Annotated in this window: 15 protein-coding genes; 8 read left to right on the top strand and 7 right to left on the bottom strand. The window is 43.2% G+C overall.

Going from position 1 to position 16989, the window contains the following annotated elements:
• Nucleotides 1-42: 42 nt before the first annotated feature.
• Together AC1DV1_RS12960 and AC1DV1_RS12955 are read right to left on the bottom strand one after the other, a co-directional pair.
• On the bottom strand, nucleotides 43-1938 hold the full coding sequence (locus tag AC1DV1_RS12960; RefSeq protein WP_477359762.1) for a DNA topoisomerase IV subunit B: 1896 nt from the start codon (nucleotides 1936-1938) through the stop codon (nucleotides 43-45).
• Nucleotides 1939-2174: 236 nt separating this feature from the next.
• The gene (locus AC1DV1_RS12955) at nucleotides 2175-2840 is read right to left on the bottom strand and encodes a hypothetical protein (protein ID WP_477359760.1); all 666 of its coding nucleotides are present in this window, start codon (nucleotides 2838-2840) and stop codon (nucleotides 2175-2177) included.
• A 262-nt stretch (nucleotides 2841-3102) separates the two neighbouring features.
• Between AC1DV1_RS12955 and AC1DV1_RS12950 the strand changes: the two genes are divergently transcribed.
• From AC1DV1_RS12950 to AC1DV1_RS12940, 3 genes are all read left to right on the top strand, one after another.
• Nucleotides 3103-3396, top strand: coding sequence for a GNAT family N-acetyltransferase (locus tag AC1DV1_RS12950; RefSeq protein ID WP_477359758.1), 294 nt, complete (start codon nucleotides 3103-3105; stop codon nucleotides 3394-3396).
• A 743-nt stretch (nucleotides 3397-4139) separates the two neighbouring features.
• Nucleotides 4140-4904 carry an ABC transporter ATP-binding protein gene (locus tag AC1DV1_RS12945; protein ID WP_090651231.1) on the top strand — a complete coding sequence of 255 codons (765 nt, stop codon included), beginning with the start codon at nucleotides 4140-4142 and terminating at the stop codon, nucleotides 4902-4904.
• Between the two features lie 134 nt (nucleotides 4905-5038).
• The gene (locus AC1DV1_RS12940) at nucleotides 5039-6151 is read left to right on the top strand and encodes an ABC transporter permease (RefSeq protein ID WP_477359756.1); all 1113 of its coding nucleotides are present in this window, start codon (nucleotides 5039-5041) and stop codon (nucleotides 6149-6151) included.
• Nucleotides 6152-6265: 114 nt separating this feature from the next.
• Here AC1DV1_RS12940 and AC1DV1_RS12935 read toward each other — a convergent pair whose 3' ends face one another.
• Nucleotides 6266-6916: a DUF4279 domain-containing protein gene (locus tag AC1DV1_RS12935; RefSeq protein WP_477359754.1), complete on the bottom strand. Its 651-nt coding sequence runs from the start codon at nucleotides 6914-6916 to the stop codon at nucleotides 6266-6268.
• A gap of 269 nt (nucleotides 6917-7185) precedes the next feature.
• On the opposite strand from AC1DV1_RS12935, the gene AC1DV1_RS12930 reads away from it, so the two are divergent.
• The 3 genes from AC1DV1_RS12930 to lspA all read left to right on the top strand — a co-directional run bounded on the left by AC1DV1_RS12930 (nucleotide 7186) and on the right by lspA (nucleotide 10061).
• Nucleotides 7186-7908 carry a DUF2490 domain-containing protein gene (locus AC1DV1_RS12930; RefSeq protein ID WP_477359752.1) on the top strand — a complete coding sequence of 241 codons (723 nt, stop codon included), beginning with the start codon at nucleotides 7186-7188 and terminating at the stop codon, nucleotides 7906-7908.
• A gap of 183 nt (nucleotides 7909-8091) precedes the next feature.
• Nucleotides 8092-9387, top strand: coding sequence for a phosphopyruvate hydratase (gene eno, locus AC1DV1_RS12925; RefSeq protein WP_477359750.1), 1296 nt, complete (start codon nucleotides 8092-8094; stop codon nucleotides 9385-9387).
• A gap of 143 nt (nucleotides 9388-9530) precedes the next feature.
• The gene (lspA, locus tag AC1DV1_RS12920; protein ID WP_477359748.1) at nucleotides 9531-10061 is read left to right on the top strand and encodes a signal peptidase II; all 531 of its coding nucleotides are present in this window, start codon (nucleotides 9531-9533) and stop codon (nucleotides 10059-10061) included.
• Here the strand turns inward: lspA and AC1DV1_RS12915 are convergent, their stop codons facing one another.
• Nucleotides 10062-10508 (bottom strand): hypothetical protein, encoded by a 447-nt coding sequence (locus AC1DV1_RS12915; protein WP_477359746.1) that lies wholly within the window; start codon nucleotides 10506-10508, stop codon nucleotides 10062-10064.
• Between the two features lie 226 nt (nucleotides 10509-10734).
• Here AC1DV1_RS12915 and AC1DV1_RS12910 point away from each other — a divergent pair, with 226 nt between their 5' ends.
• Nucleotides 10735-12063: a DEAD/DEAH box helicase gene (locus AC1DV1_RS12910; RefSeq protein ID WP_477359744.1), complete on the top strand. Its 1329-nt coding sequence runs from the start codon at nucleotides 10735-10737 to the stop codon at nucleotides 12061-12063.
• Between the two features lie 118 nt (nucleotides 12064-12181).
• A complete protein-coding gene (locus AC1DV1_RS12905) occupies nucleotides 12182-12505 on the top strand; it encodes an FtsB family cell division protein (protein ID WP_477359742.1) in 324 nt (107 codons plus the stop codon).
• A gap of 114 nt (nucleotides 12506-12619) precedes the next feature.
• Here the strand turns inward: AC1DV1_RS12905 and AC1DV1_RS12900 are convergent, their stop codons facing one another.
• The 3 genes from AC1DV1_RS12900 to AC1DV1_RS12890 all read right to left on the bottom strand — a co-directional run bounded on the left by AC1DV1_RS12900 (nucleotide 12620) and on the right by AC1DV1_RS12890 (nucleotide 16852).
• Nucleotides 12620-13264 (bottom strand): START domain-containing protein, encoded by a 645-nt coding sequence (locus AC1DV1_RS12900; RefSeq protein WP_477359740.1) that lies wholly within the window; start codon nucleotides 13262-13264, stop codon nucleotides 12620-12622.
• A 140-nt stretch (nucleotides 13265-13404) separates the two neighbouring features.
• A complete protein-coding gene (locus AC1DV1_RS12895) occupies nucleotides 13405-16089 on the bottom strand; it encodes an alpha-L-rhamnosidase (protein WP_477359738.1) in 2685 nt (894 codons plus the stop codon).
• A 199-nt stretch (nucleotides 16090-16288) separates the two neighbouring features.
• Nucleotides 16289-16852, bottom strand: a complete 564-nt coding sequence (locus AC1DV1_RS12890) for an arylesterase (protein ID WP_477359736.1) — start codon at nucleotides 16850-16852, stop codon at nucleotides 16289-16291.
• Nucleotides 16853-16989: the final 137 nt, after the last annotated feature.

Here is a 16989-nt window from a genome sequence, read left to right as displayed (position 1 = left end):
AGAAATTCCGATAATCCTAAAAATTCCGGTTCAGAAACCTATTTACACCGCCACCGGCAATGCCACACCGTCGGCCTCTTCGGCTACCAGCGGGTTAATGCTTTCGTCATCTTTTTCAACCCGCAGGTTGTTTACAATGTGCATTTGGCGGGTTGGGGTATTTTTGCCCATAAAGTATTCCAGCAGGCCCTTAATATTAGCATCTTTCAGGATCACAGGGTCAAGGCGGATGTCTTTGCCTATAAACAAGCCAAACTCATCGGGCGATATCTCGCCCAGGCCTTTAAAGCGGGTAATCTCGGGCTTGTTGCCTAATTTGGCTATGGCGTTACGGCGTTCCTCATCGCTGTAGCAATAGATGGTTTCTTTTTTATTACGCACCCTAAATAGTGGCGTTTGCAGAATAAAAACGTGGCCCGCTTTTACCAGGTCGGGGAAAAACTGCAAAAAGAAAGTCATCAGCAGCAGGCGGATGTGCATGCCATCCACGTCGGCATCGGTAGCTATTACGATGTTGTTGTACCGCAGGGCATCCAGGCCATCTTCAATATTAAGGGCGTGTTGCAGCAGGTTAAATTCTTCGTTTTCGTAAACTACCTTTTTGGTTAGGCCGAAACAGTTAAGCGGTTTACCCTTTAAACTAAAAACTGCCTGGGTCATTACATCGCGCGATTTGGTGATACTTCCACTGGCCGAATCACCCTCGGTAATAAACAATGTAGTATCCTGGCGGCGCTCGTGGGTATCTTCAAAATGCAGCTTACAATCGCGCAGTTTGCGGTTGTGTAACGATGCTTTTTTGGCGCGTTCATTGGCCAGTTTTTTGATGCCTGCAATATCCTTACGCTCCCGTTCTGATTGCAGGATGCGTTTTTCTAAAGCGTCTTTAACAGCCGGATTTTTATGCAGGTAATTATCTAATTCCTTTTTAACAAAGTCGTTAATAAAAGTACGCACAGACGGGCCTTCGGGGCCGATGTTTTGAGAACCCAGCTTGGTTTTAGTTTGCGATTCAAAAACCGGTTCCTGTACCTTAATAGCAATTGCGGCAACTATTGATGCCCGGATATCGGCTGCGTCAAACTCTTTTTTATAAAACTCACGAACGGTTTTTACCACTGCCTCGCGAAAGGCCTGCTGGTGGGTACCCCCTTGCGTAGTGTTTTGGCCGTTTACAAACGAATAATATTCCTCGCCATATTGCTGCCCGTGGGTCATGGCTATTTCAATATCCTCGCCTTTAAGGTGGATGATAGGATAGCGCAATGTTTCTACATCGGTATTACGGGTAAGCAAATCGTACAGCCCGCGTTCCGAAAAATATTTTTGACCATTAAAGTTAATGGTAAGGCCCGAGTTAAGGAACACGTAATTCCAGATCATGCTCTCGACAAACTCCGGGATAAAACGGTAATGCCTGAAAATGGTATCGTCGGGTATGAAGTTGATAGCGGTACCGTTACGCTGGGTTGTTTCCTTTTCGGCTTCATCACGAATCAGTTCGCCTTTGGCAAATTCGGCCAGCTTGGTACGGCCCTCGCGGTATGATTGTACGATGAAATTGTTTGATAGCGCGTTTACCGCCTTGGTACCCACACCATTTAACCCTACCGATTTTTGGAAGGCCTTGCTATCATATTTACCACCGGTATTTATTTTACTTACGCAATCAATAACCTTACCCAGCGGGATGCCGCGGCCATAATCGCGTACCGATACTTTATGATCGCTCATATTTACCTCGATGGTGCGACCGCTGCCCATTACAAACTCATCTATCGAGTTATCTACAATCTCTTTAAGCAATACGTATACCCCATCATCGTAAGCCGAGCCATCGCCCAGTTTACCGATGTACATACCGGGGCGTAAACGTATGTGCTCCTTCCAATCGAGCGAACGGATACTATCTTCACTGTAATTAACTGGTTCTGCCATTTATAAAGTAGAATTTTAAAATAGGTGTCACTATGCACCTATCTGCAAAAATAAAGTTTCGGCAATGAATTGAGTGTTCAAAACTGTCAACTTATTAACATTATATCTGAAATACACGAATGCACGCTAATTAAAGCGAATTTCACGAATCTCATGACTATCATGATTAACTGACAAGAAAATCCACTCCTCAATTCGTGAAATTCGCCTTTAATTGGTGAGAATTAGTGTGTCTATTAATGGGGCTTAAACTTAAGGCAGTTGCTGGCCCTATCAATGTTCCTGAAAAACTCAGCATCTTTTTCGTTGGTAAAACAAACCGCCATAATGGTACCGGTATGGTTACGCTGCAAAATAATAAGCAGGGCGTATTTGTAGCTCTTGGTATCGGGCATGTCCATCAGTGTTAACAGGTACGATTTACCCGCATCGGCATTATAACGGGCCAGCACATTGGCCGGGATAGACCTGACAGAATTATCCTGTTCGCCAGAAAAATTAGTAGCCTGCGCTTTACCAACCTCCAGGTACGATGAATCGGGATTTTGCTGCTCATGGTTGCGCTCCAAACTCAGCCAGTTTTGTTTTAAGGATTTTACCTGGAACCATATTTCAAACTCGCGTCCGGGAATTTCCATGGCGTAATCAAAAGAAAAATTCTCGTTGTTTACAGCCTGTATTTCCCTGAAACCTTTGGGAAAGGTAAAAGTAACATTGGCATTGGCCAAAATTTTTGAAAACTCGCGAAATTGCGCACTGCCCTTTACCGGTTTAACCGGTGTAGCAGTGGCCGTTTTTTTCTTGTTGCCGGCCAAATATCGCGGGTGCTTTACCTGTGCAAAAGCGCAGATAACGCATAACGATAATATAGCATGAAGTAAAATATGCTTAAACTGCTTCACAATAGTTTTCATTAACGGCGAAACCAGGGATGTTTCTAAGTGTAATTCTATAAAAATAGAACCACAAATCAAAATTAATTAAAATTTAAAAACACAAACAACTAAGTTAATATCAGACATTTGCGGCCAGTTAAATAACATGCTGAACCGCTTGCTTGCTCTCTTTTTTAACCTATCAGCAACATTTTCCTAAAAATACAATAACAAAACGGCTTTATTAATTTTGTTGCTAATTTAGTTTCGGCACAAATTTTAAATAAACATGAAATACCAGGACATTCCACTTATTAATAACCAGGCCATTCATAATTTTGAACTCATTATAGATGGCAACAGGGCTTTTATTGATTACAAATTAAAAGGCGACAAAATTTACCTGATACATACCGAAGTACCGGCAGAGATGGAGGGCACGGGCGTTGCCGCGGCTCTTGTAGAGAAAGCTTTTAATTATATTGAAGATAACCACCTGAAAATTGTGCCCCTTTGCGCATACATTGTCGCTTATTTAAAACGCCACCCCGAGTGGAAGCGGCTGCTGGCGATTGCAGAGTAGGGCGAAACAACACCCCGCCTGTAAATACGGTATTTACGGGCTGGGTGTTGTTATGGCTGCGGCCGATTTTTTTTCCGAAGGCGATTATCCGTTGGCAACCCAGCGCTTTTTTTCAAACACTCACCGACAAACCGCAGTTTCGGCCACACATTCATCGGTAATTTTCCGCCGTTTACCGGAAGTTTGCTTTGCTTCGCCTAATAACCATAGCTAAAAGCCCATTCTGTTTGCACTTTTGAATCAACAAATCGCAATCACCATGAAAACTTTACTTGCTATACAAATCATCCACCTGATAGTTAAAGCTGCCGAACACGCCGAAACTATTATTCACTCTATAGGCCATTTGATAAAATAGCCCCCCGCCCCCTGAAGGGGGAGCTTTATATCAGGTTTCATATAAATCAACGGTACTCCAATAATGTTATTTATACAAAAACACTATAAAAAGGGAGATAAAACAAACCGGAACCGGGCAAAATCGGCAACCGAAGATAAAACGGTTAAAGTACGATGAGCCCGTAACCAAAAACATAAAGAGCCTCACCCTGTCCTCTCCAAAGGAGAGGGTTCTGAAAAATCAAGGTTTTTGAAAATAAAATATGCAAATCAAAAGTCCTCTCCTTTGGAGAGGATTATTCGCACTATGATGCTTTTGGGCGCTCATGAATGCTGTTTAGGTGAGGCTGGAGCTGTTTTAAATAATTCATTGATATTTCATTATTCTGTTGCATTTTTACCCTATGGCAAAACCACCCATTATCACTGTAAAAAACCTGGTAAAAAATTACGGCGATTTTGCTGCCGTAAAAGGCATCAGCTTTGAAGTTTACGAAGGCGAGATCTTCGGCTTACTTGGCCCCAATGGCGCCGGAAAAACTACCACCCTTGAAGTTATTGAAACCCTGCGCGAAAAAACATCGGGCGAAATAACTGTTGATGGCTTTAATATTGATACCGATAAAGACAGCATTAAACAGCGCATAGGTGTGCAGTTGCAGGCAGCTGGTTATTATCCCAACCTTAACCTATCGGAGCTGATAGAGCTGTTTACCGGCTTATATGGGGTTGACAAAACCCCCACCGAAATGCTGGAAAAAGTTGCGCTTGTTGATAAAGCCAAAGCAAAATATAAAGACCTTTCGGGCGGGCAAAAGCAGCGTTTTTCTATCGCCACCACGCTTATTAATAACCCACGCATCATTTTTTTAGACGAACCCACAACCGGCCTCGACCCGCAGGCCCGCCGCAACCTTTGGGATTTGATCCGCGAAATACGCGACCAGGGTACAACGGTTGTGATAACCACCCATTACATGGACGAAGCCGAAGTGTTATGCGACCGTGTTGCCTTTGTTGACGGCGGCCACATCATTGGCATAGATACCCCCGATCATTTTATTGACCAGTTGGTAGAAACTGGTTTCGAACGTAAAAAACAAGTTAAACTGGCCAACCTGGAGGATGTTTTTATAAACCTTACAGGTAAGGAATGGCGGGAAGGGTAGAGAGCCTCACCTAAATCCTCTCCAAAGGAGAGGACTTTAAAAGAACAGAGATAATACATAATATCGTAAATAAATAAAACCCGTTTTTACCTCCCTCTCCTTTGGAGAGGGCCGGGGTGAGGCCAAATGAACTAATGAAAAAATATAGCAATACTAAAGCAACCCTGGCTATTGCCAAAGCAAGTTTTAGGGCCATACTACGCAGCCCGTCGGCGGTTGTGTTTACGTTGGCCTTCCCTTTAATATTTATTATTGTTTTTGCCAATATCGGCGGCGGGGCGCCTTCGGTTGATGTTGGCGTTGCCAAAGGTTGCGATACTGCAGGAAAGGTTTATCAGCAACTCAAACAGCGACAGTTGATAAATTTCATAACAGATCAGTCAACAGATGATATGAACAAGAACCTGGCTAAAGGGCAAATAGATGCTATTATAGATATTAAACCGCTGGTGCCCATGCAGCCTTTGAATATCAAAATACAATACAGCCAGGCTTCAAACAAAGGAGGCATTTTAAAATCGATATTGAACAATATTTCCTACAATGCGCAGCTGGCCGAAATAGCCAAAATACAATCCGTATCAGGCTTTAAAATACCCGAAGCTGTGCACCTTGAAGAAACTACCGTATCCGGCCGCGCTTATAAATACATCGATTTTATTTTACCGGGGCAGTTAGGTTTTTCGATCCTGAGCAGCGGCGTTTTTGGTACCGCCTTTGTTTTCCTGAGTTTGCGTTTAACATTGGTTATCAAGCGCTTTTTTGCTACGCCGGTTAAACGATCAAGCATTGTGTTGGGCGAGGCGCTGGCCAGGATAACCTTCTCGTTACTGGGTGCGTTGTTCATTATTTTAGTTGGCCATTACCTGTTTGGCTTTACACTTATCCACGGGTTTATCACGGTAGTAAATATGCTGGTGCTCTCGGCTTTCGGGCTCATTATATTTATGGGCTTTGGATTCATCATTTCGGGCATTGCCAAAAACGAGGGCACGGTGCCTCCCCTGTCTAATATTATTACCATGCCGCAGTTTTTACTGTCGGGCACTTTTTTTTCTGTAACAGCTTTCCCTAAATGGCTACAGGTAATCAGCAATGCTTTGCCTTTAACACACCTAAACAATGCCATGCGCAAGGTGGCTTTTGAAGGTGCGGGCTTGGCAGATGTAACGCATCAACTCCTGATCCTTTTAATTTGGTTTGTTATTGTTTATGCTGTGGCTATAAAGACTTTTAAATGGGAATAGGGGGAGAATCAAGAGGTTAGAGTCAAGAATTAAGACCAGGAATATATTTGCTTCGCATTATCCAGGGAGTAAAGCAATTTCCAACTTTATAAATCTATCACGCTTTATCAGCAATTAGTTAAACGGTTCTCCCCAGGCGGTGACATCAAAATATATAGCCAAATTCAAACTACTTAATAGTTGKACATGCTTTGAACTGATAGCCATACCGCCCAAACGCTGATTACCGGCATGAAAATCCATAATTACCTGAACGAACGCATTGGCATTTGCAGCTAATGTACGCACGCCTTCAATATCTTTTTGCAAAAACGTTAACAGTTTTTCAAGTTTGTCTTCAAATTCGTCCGCCTCGGGGTTTGGAGTAAATTCAATGCAGTTAAAGTTATAAACCCGCCTTCCGTCGGGTCTTAAATCGCCGATGTTCCATGCCCTTGTTGGTTGTAGCGTTGTAAAACTCTGTAATATGTCCAAATTAATTATTTCAGACTCGGCCCTGAAGTATACTGTATTGCGCGATTCCATTCCTACATTAAATATGTCCTTTTTTTTAGCATCGATATAAACCGCAAAGTAAAAGTATTCGTCCACTACCGGCAGGTATACAATTATCAAATCATCTTCCTTCTCCCTATCTATGCGCTCAATCCTAATCTTACCATCTTTCAATGCTGGCTGATGGATTTCCAGGTATTGTGCGGTAGCTCCTAATGTTTTGGATAAAAACTCATTTTCAATTAAAAGGACCACTTCTTCATTAGTCATATCACACGTTTTTGGCAAAACAAATGTAAGCTTAAACTGCCATTTTCTACTGCGATAGGGATAAAAGCGGATACCGGCCCGCGCCTAATGCCTTGTGTGCGTATGAGCGGTTAGCCCGGGCCAAAGGCATCGCCATAATAATTTAATTTGGTGTATAAGTATCTTCAGCCATCTTTCCCGAGGTATTTCCCGCTAAATAAATTTTATCCACCAACATTAAATTAATGTTAATAAAATAGATATTTGCGTTTTATTAACATTGATTTAACGTGAACAAATTTTACTTATTTTTATTGGTACTGATTATTGGCTCTTCGGCAGTACAAGCCCAGGATAGCAAAGTGGGCACATGGGGCATAGCCACCGTTGTGTTACCGGGCGATAGCGCTCATAAATGGGGCGGATACTCAGAAATTCAAACCCGTACAAATGGCATGTTTACACAGTTTCAGTACTACGAGGCAAAAGCGGGTGTAAGTTACGATCTGGATAAAAATTTCACAGCCCTGCTTGGTACCGGAACTTACCATACTTATGATTATACCGACCTTGACAAGGGCCCAACTACCAACGAATTCAGGTTTTGGGAGCAAATGACGGTTAACCAGTTTTTAGACCGCTTTAAATTCGAACACCGTTACCGCATAGAGCAGCGCTGGGTAAATGGCGATTTCCGTAACCGTTTCAGGTATCGCCTAAATATGTTTATTCCTTTAAACCACAAAAAAATTATTGCCAACACCTGGTTTATCTCGGTTTTCGATGAGGTATTTTTTAATAACAGGGTGCCGAATTTCGAGCGCAACCGTATATCTGCCGCTTTGGGTTACCAGGTTGATAAAAGCTGGATTGTACAGGCAGGCTGGATAAATCAGCGTAATTACACGGCTATACAAAGCAGTGCCAAAAGTAATATTATGCTGATGCTCATGTACCGTATTAACCGCAAAAACGCTGTGCAGCGCGAGCATGTGCCTACTACAACCGATTAATATATTAACACCGCGGTTTAGTCCATTACATAAAAATATTTTTAACTGCATGTTAATTTGTTGTTACCCTTTGGGCTTCATCGTTAATAATCATAACAAATAGAAAATTTCGATTGTGATTTCTTGATTTTGCTGTTAACTTAGCCGCCGGTTTACAAATTACAAATATCTGACAATAAAAAAATGAGCTTAATAATTGACGTACACGCCCGCCAGATTTTAGATTCGCGCGGTAACCCTACTATCGAAGTAGAAGTATTAACTGAGAATGGCGCATTCGGTCGCGCCGCAGTACCTTCTGGTGCATCAACCGGTGTACACGAAGCTGTTGAACTTCGCGATGACGATAAAACAAAATACATGGGTAAAGGTGTGTTAAAAGCCGTTGCTAACGTAAATGACATTTTAGCTCCCGAATTAAAAGGCATTGACGTATTTGATCAAAACAGCATCGACGCCCTGATGATTGAAATTGATGGTACCGAAAATAAAGGTAAAATTGGTGCAAACGCTATATTAGGTGTTTCATTGGCAGTTGCAAAAGCAGCCGCACAGGAAAGCCGCCAGCCTTTATACCGCTACATTGGCGGTGTAAATGCCAACACTTTACCTATCCCGATGATGAATATCATCAACGGTGGTTCGCACTCTGATGCCCCTATCGCTTTCCAGGAATTTATGATTATGCCGGTTGGCGCTCCTTCATTCTCTGAAGCTTTACGTTGGGGTACCGAAGTATTCCACAACCTGAAAAAAATTCTGCACGACCGTGGCTTATCGACCGCAGTTGGCGACGAAGGTGGTTTTGCACCAACTTTTGAAGGTACCGAAGATGGTGTTGAAACCATTTTGAAAGCGATTGAAAAAGCGGGTTACAAACCAGGCGAAGATATCTTTATCGCTTTTGACTGTGCTGCATCTGAATTTTACAAAGACGGCAAATACGATTATACCAAATTTGAAGGCGAAAAAGGTGCTATCCGCTCCAGCGCCGAGCAGGTTGAATACCTTGCCGAACTTGTTGCCAAATACCCAGTTATTTCGATTGAAGACGGTATGGCCGAGGACGATTGGGATGGCTGGAAATTATTAACCGAAAAACTGGGTAAAACTGTACAGTTGGTAGGTGACGATTTATTTGTAACCAATACCAAACGTTTACAACGTGGTATTAACGAGGATACTGCAAACTCAATCCTGGTAAAAGTAAACCAAATTGGTTCGTTAACAGAAACCATCAACGCGGTAACTTTGGCACAAACCAACGGTTATACCTCGGTAATGAGCCACCGCTCTGGCGAAACTGAAGATGCTACCATTGCCGATTTAGCCGTAGCATTAAATTGCGGCCAAATCAAAACCGGTTCGGCTTCACGTTCAGACAGGATCGCTAAATACAACCAATTGCTTCGTATTGAAGAAGAATTAGGCGCAAACGCAAAATTCATTGGTAAAGATTTTAAATTCTACAAAAAATAATTTCGACCGATATCAGGAGCCATCTGTACAAAACGGATGGCTCTTTTTTATAAAATGACCAATATTGGGGCCGCAATTGATGTGAGCCTACAACTTAAGTAACGCCTGTTACGTTATAAACAAAATACCAGTACTAAATTTTGATGGATAAGAAAAGGATTTCGAGGGGGTTGTGGTTGTTATTGCTTTTAGCTTTAGTTATTGGGGCCGACAGGATCAGCAAGATATATGTACGTGATCATATCCATTTTGCCATTGTTATTACTGTTATAAAAAACTTTTTAACTATCACCCGTGTCGAAAATACGGGCGCATTTTTAAGTATGGGCGATAAGTTGCCCAATCCATGGCATTTTATCCTGCTTTCGGTTTTACCCGCAGCGGCATTGGCATGGGGCTTATTATATGTGTTATTAAAACGCGGTTTAACACTGCTTAACCAGGCCGGCATCATCGTGATACTGGCAGGTGGCATAGGCAACCTGTACGACAGGGCGGTTTATGGTAGCGTAACCGATTTTGCCCATATGAACTTTGGTATTTTTGAAACCGGCATATTTAACATTGCCGATGTAGCCATTATGGTTGGTGTAGGCATACTGCTGCTAAATGCATTTTTACGCGAACGTGAGCAAAAAAGGCAGGCAGCCGCCGGGAAAGCGGTTACGGCTTAACTATTTAAGTTCGAAATTATATTCAAGGCTATCCAATTGGCTTATAGTCAGATCGAATCGTCTATAAATATTTTTTGCACCCAGCGGCGCGTCTTCTGCCAATTGCTGTATATCTCTTTTGTAAAACAACAGTGTTAAACCATCTTTAATAGCAGTCCTCCTTTTCCAGCTCCAATCGTTGTCCATTGGATGGATGGTGTCATGCGGTAAAAACTTATGGGCATTGATGTTATAAGCAATGTCATAACGCTTTGCAGCCGTATCGTGTGCCGCTATAGCGTCATAAGCAAAGTTATACTTGTATTCGTTGTCTGATTTATACTCCTGAATAAAGCAGTACAGGGAATCTGGTGTGCTGTTAATGATAGTGATATCATGACTTATAGGGTCACATGACGACAATAATAGTGTAATGCAGGCTATTACCACGATGATTTTTTTGATCATATTAATTGTTTAATAACATTGATACTTTTGTATTGGCAAAGTAACCCTTGCCAACATCGTTATTTGATTTTTTCGATCCCTTCTTACGCATAAATTAATCTTACCAATAAAAACCGTATCTTTGCAGAAATAATAATGCCTCGCTAAAAACATAGGCATATCAGTCTATAATATTACAAGCACATCTGCACATCTGAAATTTGCACATCTGCACATTCAAACAAACATGTCATTCGAAAATTTAAAATTAATTGAGCCTCTCCTCAAGGCCTTAAAAACCGAGGGATATACAACCCCCACTCCTATCCAGGCGCAAGCCATTCCTATTGTATTAAATCACCGCGACTTATTGGGTTGCGCGCAAACAGGTACGGGCAAAACCGCGGCCTTCGCTTTGCCAACTTTGCAGTTACTGTTCCAGGACAGGATGGCCCACAAAGAGCAAAAAGCCATAAAAGCCTTGGTACTTACCCCAACCCGCGAGCTGGCTATCCAGATTGCAGAAAGCTTTACTGCTTATGGCAAACATACCGGCTTAAAAAACCTGGTTATATTTGGGGGTGTATCGCAAAACCCGCAGGTTGATGCCTTACGTCGTGGTGTTGATATTTTGATAGCAACCCCAGGCCGTTTACTGGATTTAATGAACCAGCGTTTTGTACACCTTGACCAGGTTAGAATGCTGATACTGGACGAAGCCGACCGCATGCTGGATATGGGTTTTGTAAATGATGTAAAAAAAATCATCGCCAAAGTACCATCAAAAAGGCAAACGCTGTTTTTCTCGGCTACCATGCCTGCCGAAATAACATCATTAGCCAATACCATCTTAACCAATCCCGAGCGGATTGAAGTAACCCCGGTATCGTCTACAGCCGATACTATACAACAGGCCTTGTATTATGTAGAAAAAAATGATAAAAAATCATTGCTGATCCACATACTTAAAGATAAAGAAATTAAAACCGCACTGGTATTTACCCGTACCAAACACGGTGCCGATAAGGTTGTAAAAGATTTGAATAAAGTAGGTATCACTGCCGAAGCCATCCATGGTAATAAATCACAAAATGCGCGTCAGCGGGCTTTAACCAACTTTAAAAACCGTACTACCCGCGTGCTTATAGCTACTGATATTGCTGCCCGCGGTATTGATATTGATGAGCTTACACACGTTGTAAACTACGAGTTGCCTAACATACCCGAAACTTATGTACACCGTATAGGTCGTACAGGCCGGGCCGGCGCCGACGGTATAGCCATGTCGTTCTGCGATTCGGAAGAGATCCTGTTTTTACGCGACATCCATAAACTGATAGGAAAAGAAATCCCTGTTGAGGAAGGTCACCCTTACCCAATGAGCCCCGTGGCTATGGCTGCAAACTTAGTGGCAGGCCAATCCAAAAAAGGATCGGGCAGCTTTAAACGCGAAGGTGGCCGTGGCGGTAGTGGCCGCAAACCATCAGGTGGTGGTGGCAGACCAGCCGGAGGCGGCGGTCGTTCTGGCGGCGCAAGTGGCATGAGCGGCGCAAGCAGATCGTCGGGTAGAAGATAGTTGAGTAGTTGATTGGGTGAATGGCTGACTAAGTTAAACGTCAACCACTCACCTAATCAACCCAATCAACCACTCACCAAAAATATTTGCAACCCTCAGAAAAAATAAATAGCTTTAAATGAAATTCAAAGAACCCATATCAATGAAACGCCTCATTAACCTTTTTAAGAATAAATTCTTTTTGGTTACGCTGGCATTTATTGTGTGGATGATTTTTTTTGATAAAAACGACCTGTTTTCGCAATACGAATACCGCACCCAGGTAAACAAGCTAAAAAAAGAGCGCGATTTTTATAAAGCCCAAACAGACCAGGTTACCAAAGAGCTTAACGAGCTTACATCCAACCCGCAGCAATTAGAAAAATTTGCCCGCGAAAAATATCTCATGAAAAAAGATAACGAGGATGTTTATCTGATTGTTCCTGAGAAAACAGAGAAATAGAGGCAAGAAGCCAGGTATTTAAAAAGCAATGTATTGTTCATTGCTTTTTTTGTTTTTGCATTCTGCCGCTAAAAAACCAGGAAGCTACTCAATTGCCCCCCTCAGGACTGATGCTTACTCCGTTATATAAGGCACCTTTACGTTTTTATACATTGGTTTTTGCAGTTGCAATTTTAGTTTTTGAAAGCTTTCTGTAGGGCCTTTGGTGGCAAACATATTGCTTAGCCAGGCGGGAATGCTGCCACCGGGATCGGCATGCAGGGTGTACAATACTTTAACTTTATTATTACCAACAGGCGTGAGTACCCATTTGCCTTTTGAATCGGCTACACGCACCACACCAGCCTTTCGGGGTACCATATCAGGGATGCAGGGTGCATCAACAGTAATTACTTTGGTAACCGCATCCTGCGATACTTTAATATGGGCTATAAAATCGCGGTTACTCACGGGCCATGGCACCTCTACCATCGAATAGTAATACAACTCCAATGGTGATACCTGTTTTATAATATAGTTTGATGAGGTATGGTACAGCCAATCCTCGCTGTTTTTCACATCCATCAAAACGGCTACCAGCCGCGAGGCCGGAACATCAAAATGGCACTCCACTTTAATGGCGTTTATTTTTGAGTTGGATACTTTGCGTGTATAAATATTTACACCGTCGTTACTGTGTTTTAATACCCAGCCCTCATCGTTTTGGGCAAACGCTGTATTAACAATCAGCAGGAGTAATAATGTTAATTTATAGTACATGGTAGCAAAACGGGTTGCAGGCCCCGATGTAACAAAGCTATATACAAAACAGGCCGGTATTATAACCGGCCTGTCAATTTTAAGTCATTTAGCCTTAACCTTCCTTTTAAAAGCGAACATACCAATCAAACGCTCCCCCTTCAGGGGGTTGGGGGGCTTATTTTAAACTCATAGTTACCTGCCACCGCCTTATATTCTTTGCCAATGAATTTACCTGATAAGGTAACTTTACCTGCGGGGAAGGTGATACTTGCCGTTGAATTTGCCGGTACAGTTACTTTATAAGTAACACCGCTTCCCTCCCGTTTCCATGACGATAAAATTTTGCCGTAAGGGCCAACATGTGTGGCCGTAAATTCATTTAGGCCGGGCACAAAATGCGGCACCAGGATCACGTTTTTAAAGCCGGGCTGATTTGCATCGGGCTGAATTCCTGCAATGCCTTTGTACAGCCAGGCGCCAATTTCGCCAAACATAATGTGGTTAAGTGATATATCAGATTTGGCATCAATCTGCCAGTTCTCGTACAGCGTTGTTGCTCCGTTCACCATCCACCAACCCCATGAAGGGAAAGTTTCCTGCGATGCTATCCTGTACGCCACATCGGGGTAACCATTGTCGCTCAATGCGCTTAAAATGGCTTTGGCGCCAAGGATACCTACATCCAGGTGGTAATTATCGGCAGCCACGCGGGCGGCCAGGTTGGTGGCCACCTTGCTTTTCATATTATCGGGCACCACGCCCCAGAATAACGGAACACTCAATTCGGTTTGAAAACCCTGACCGTAAATGCCGGTTTGCGTATTAAGGTATTTGGCATTGATGGCATTTTTTATTTTTGTAGCCAGGGCCGTATATTTTACAAAATCGGTTTGTTTACCTAAAACATGGGCTGCTTTGGCCAATATCGTTGCATCTGTATAATAATAAACCGACGAGGTAAGTTCAACCGGCGAAACAGATTTTACAGGCACCCAATCGCCAAGGCCCCAGCTGGTAAGGCCGGTCGGGTACAGCTCATCAATATGGTTTACATATTTTTCGATGCTGGTGTAGCTATCTGCCAATAGCCTGCTATCGCCATAAAACAAGTAAATATTCCAGGGGATGATGGCGATAGTGCTTGTCCAATCGGGCCCATTGCCCCACTCATACCCCCAGCCGCCGGTGGGGATAATGGAGGGCAATACGCCGTTAGGCTGCTGCTCATCGCGATGATCGGCCAGCCACTTTTCATAAATAGTAATGGCGTCAAAGTTGTACAGGCCTGTTTCGCTGGCTATGTGGGCATCGCCCGTCCAACCATTCTTTTCGCGTTGCGGACAATCTGTCGGGTAGCCAAACAAGTTGCTCAGGTAGCTGTGATTAGTGGCGCTCCAAATTTGGTTAATAGTTGGGTTTGATGAGCTTACCTCGCCTACCGGTTGTACATCGCTGTGCATAAAGTAAGCTTTCAAACTTTCTTTGGTCAGTTGGATAGGCTTGCTGCTGCTTACCTCTACATACTGAAAGCCTTTATAGTTAAACTTAGGCATAAAGGTTTCTTCGCCTTTACCACCAAGAATAAAAATATCGGTCTGGAAAGGGTCTTTATCATCTGTCGGGCGGTAATGCAGGTCGATATTGGATTGATCTACGTGACCGTTCTTATTCAGCCGCTCGGCATGTTTCAGGCGGATTATTGTGCCCGAATCGCCTTTAACGGTAATCTGGCTTACGCCCGATATGTTGCGGCCTATATCAAACACCCACAGGTTATAATCAATTTTAGTGATGGTTTTGGTGGCTATCTCCTCTACATTACGAATAGGCTGTAGACTTTGGGCCACAATATTGGCCGATGGCGCCGAGCGGTTAATTACGTTTTTCCATCCGGAGTCAACAAAATCGGCGGTATTCCATCCGGGTTGTTCCTTGCGGGCGTCATAATGTTCGGCAGTATAAATACTGTTGAACACAACAGGACTTAAAGACGTTTTCCATTGTGTGTTGGATGATATGGTTTCGGTAGTGCCATCGGTATAGGTTACCCTTAAATCCATACAAAAGGTTGGCCTGCCACGCCATGGCGCCTGGTGAAAAAACCATACAGCCGTGCTTTGATGGTTGTACCAGCCATTGCCCAACAGCACCCCTACGGCGTTTTTACCGTTCTGCAGGTTGGCGGTTACATCATAAGCCACGTAAAGCGTACGCCTGTCAAACCGGGTATACATTGGATCGAGCCGGTGGTTGCCAATTTTTTTACCGTTAATATAAAGTTCATATAAACCTGCTACCGCGATGTATGCCCTTGCCGACCTGATAGTTTTGCCAACCTTAAACGTATTGCGAAAATACGGTGCAGGGTTAGCTGCAATGCCATAGTTATCGCTTATCCACGATCCTTTCCAGTTGCGCATTTCCATCATCCCCGTTTCAAAACTGGTAATTGCCGATGAGCTAAGCTTTTTACCAGCGTTACCCCACAAAACAACCCGCCAAAAATATTTAGTAAAGGGCTGCAATATCTTGCCGTTATAGGTAACCAGGCTGGTGGCCGATGACGTTTTAGTAGTTGCCCAGCTATCGGCCTTACCTGCGGCAATCGCCAGCGAATCGGTACCTACAAAAAGCTGGTAGGCAGTTTGAGCGGCTCCCTGCTGTGCATCGGCCATTTTCCAGGTTAGGCGGGGGTGTTTGGCGTCGATACCTATTGGGGTAGTCAGGTATTCACACTGCAGGCCCATAGCTGTTGGCGTTTGCGCAGCAGCCACAGGGATTTTAAACAAACAAAAAAACGATAAAGCGATGTAAAGCGCAGGCTTACATAAAAGTAGTTTCATATTAAATGGTAGTATCCGGGTTTATAAAAGTAGTAAAAGGTTTTAGCCAAATCATAGTTAAAACTATGCCGAAAGCATGCTTTCAACGTATACCCTGCAATGTAAAATGATATTTTTATTTGGGCGTCCTTTACTGTCTTGAAGGATATGAATTTACACCCAGTGGCGTAAAATAACAGGTTTCAGGAAAAGGCCTGTATTATAACAATGCCTTTAGCACCGGCCAAACGCTATCGGCCATTACTTTGTAGCCGGCTGCATTGGGATGCAGCCCATCGGGTAAATTAAGGTGTGTTTTGCCTGCAACACCATCTAAATAAAAAGGCACAAAAGCCATTTGGTTGGCATCGGCCACGCTGCGAAAAATAGCTTTAAAATCTACGGCAAACGTCCCGGGGATAAAAGCCGGAACTTCCATACCCAACATTACCAGTATGATGCCAGGATATTTTAGTTTTACCTTGTCAACAATGGTTTGTATATTTTTCGCAGTAGTTTGCGGCGATATACCCCTGATGATATCATTTACACCTAATTCGAGCACAAAAACGTGCAAAGGACGATTCATCCAATATTCCAGCCGCTTTAAACCACCAGCCGTAGTATCACCACTAAGACCACCATTAATGCAATGATACGGCAGGCCCGCAACATCTATTTTTTGTTGTATCAACGCAGGGAACGACTCGGTTTTATGGTTTCCTAAACCGTACCCCGCCGTAAGGCTATCGCCAAAAAAAAGTATGTTTTTAACATTGGTCATTAGTCATTGGTCATTGGTCATTGGTCATTGGTCATTGGTCATTGGTCATTGGTCATTGGTCATTGGTCATTGGTCATTGGTCATTGGTCATTGGTCATTGGTCATTGGTCATTGGTCATTGGTCATTGGTCATTGGT

It is taken from the genome of Mucilaginibacter sp. P4_D1, assembly GCF_056401935.1.
Note: the sequence above shows the minus strand (reverse complement) of the source record. Positions and strands in the feature narration are given on the sequence as shown.

What these genes read in the sequence shown, in the direction of transcription:
- AC1DV1_RS12960 (WP_477359762.1), bottom strand. Translation starts at nt 1,938, where the DNA reads ATGGCAGAACCAGTTAATTACAGTGAAGATAGTATCCGTTCGCTCGAT.
- AC1DV1_RS12950 (WP_477359758.1), top strand. Translation starts at nt 3,103, where the DNA reads ATGAAATACCAGGACATTCCACTTATTAATAACCAGGCCATTCATAAT.
- AC1DV1_RS12945 (WP_090651231.1), top strand. Translation starts at nt 4,140, where the DNA reads ATGGCAAAACCACCCATTATCACTGTAAAAAACCTGGTAAAAAATTAC.
- AC1DV1_RS12940 (WP_477359756.1), top strand. Translation starts at nt 5,039, where the DNA reads ATGAAAAAATATAGCAATACTAAAGCAACCCTGGCTATTGCCAAAGCA.
- eno (WP_477359750.1), top strand. Translation starts at nt 8,092, where the DNA reads ATGAGCTTAATAATTGACGTACACGCCCGCCAGATTTTAGATTCGCGC.
- lspA (WP_477359748.1), top strand. Translation starts at nt 9,531, where the DNA reads ATGGATAAGAAAAGGATTTCGAGGGGGTTGTGGTTGTTATTGCTTTTA.
- AC1DV1_RS12915 (WP_477359746.1), bottom strand. Translation starts at nt 10,508, where the DNA reads ATGATCAAAAAAATCATCGTGGTAATAGCCTGCATTACACTATTATTG.
- AC1DV1_RS12910 (WP_477359744.1), top strand. Translation starts at nt 10,735, where the DNA reads ATGTCATTCGAAAATTTAAAATTAATTGAGCCTCTCCTCAAGGCCTTA.
- AC1DV1_RS12905 (WP_477359742.1), top strand. Translation starts at nt 12,182, where the DNA reads ATGAAATTCAAAGAACCCATATCAATGAAACGCCTCATTAACCTTTTT.
- AC1DV1_RS12900 (WP_477359740.1), bottom strand. Translation starts at nt 13,264, where the DNA reads ATGTACTATAAATTAACATTATTACTCCTGCTGATTGTTAATACAGCG.
- AC1DV1_RS12895 (WP_477359738.1), bottom strand. Translation starts at nt 16,089, where the DNA reads ATGAAACTACTTTTATGTAAGCCTGCGCTTTACATCGCTTTATCGTTT.
- AC1DV1_RS12890 (WP_477359736.1), bottom strand. Translation starts at nt 16,852, where the DNA reads ATGACCAATGTTAAAAACATACTTTTTTTTGGCGATAGCCTTACGGCG.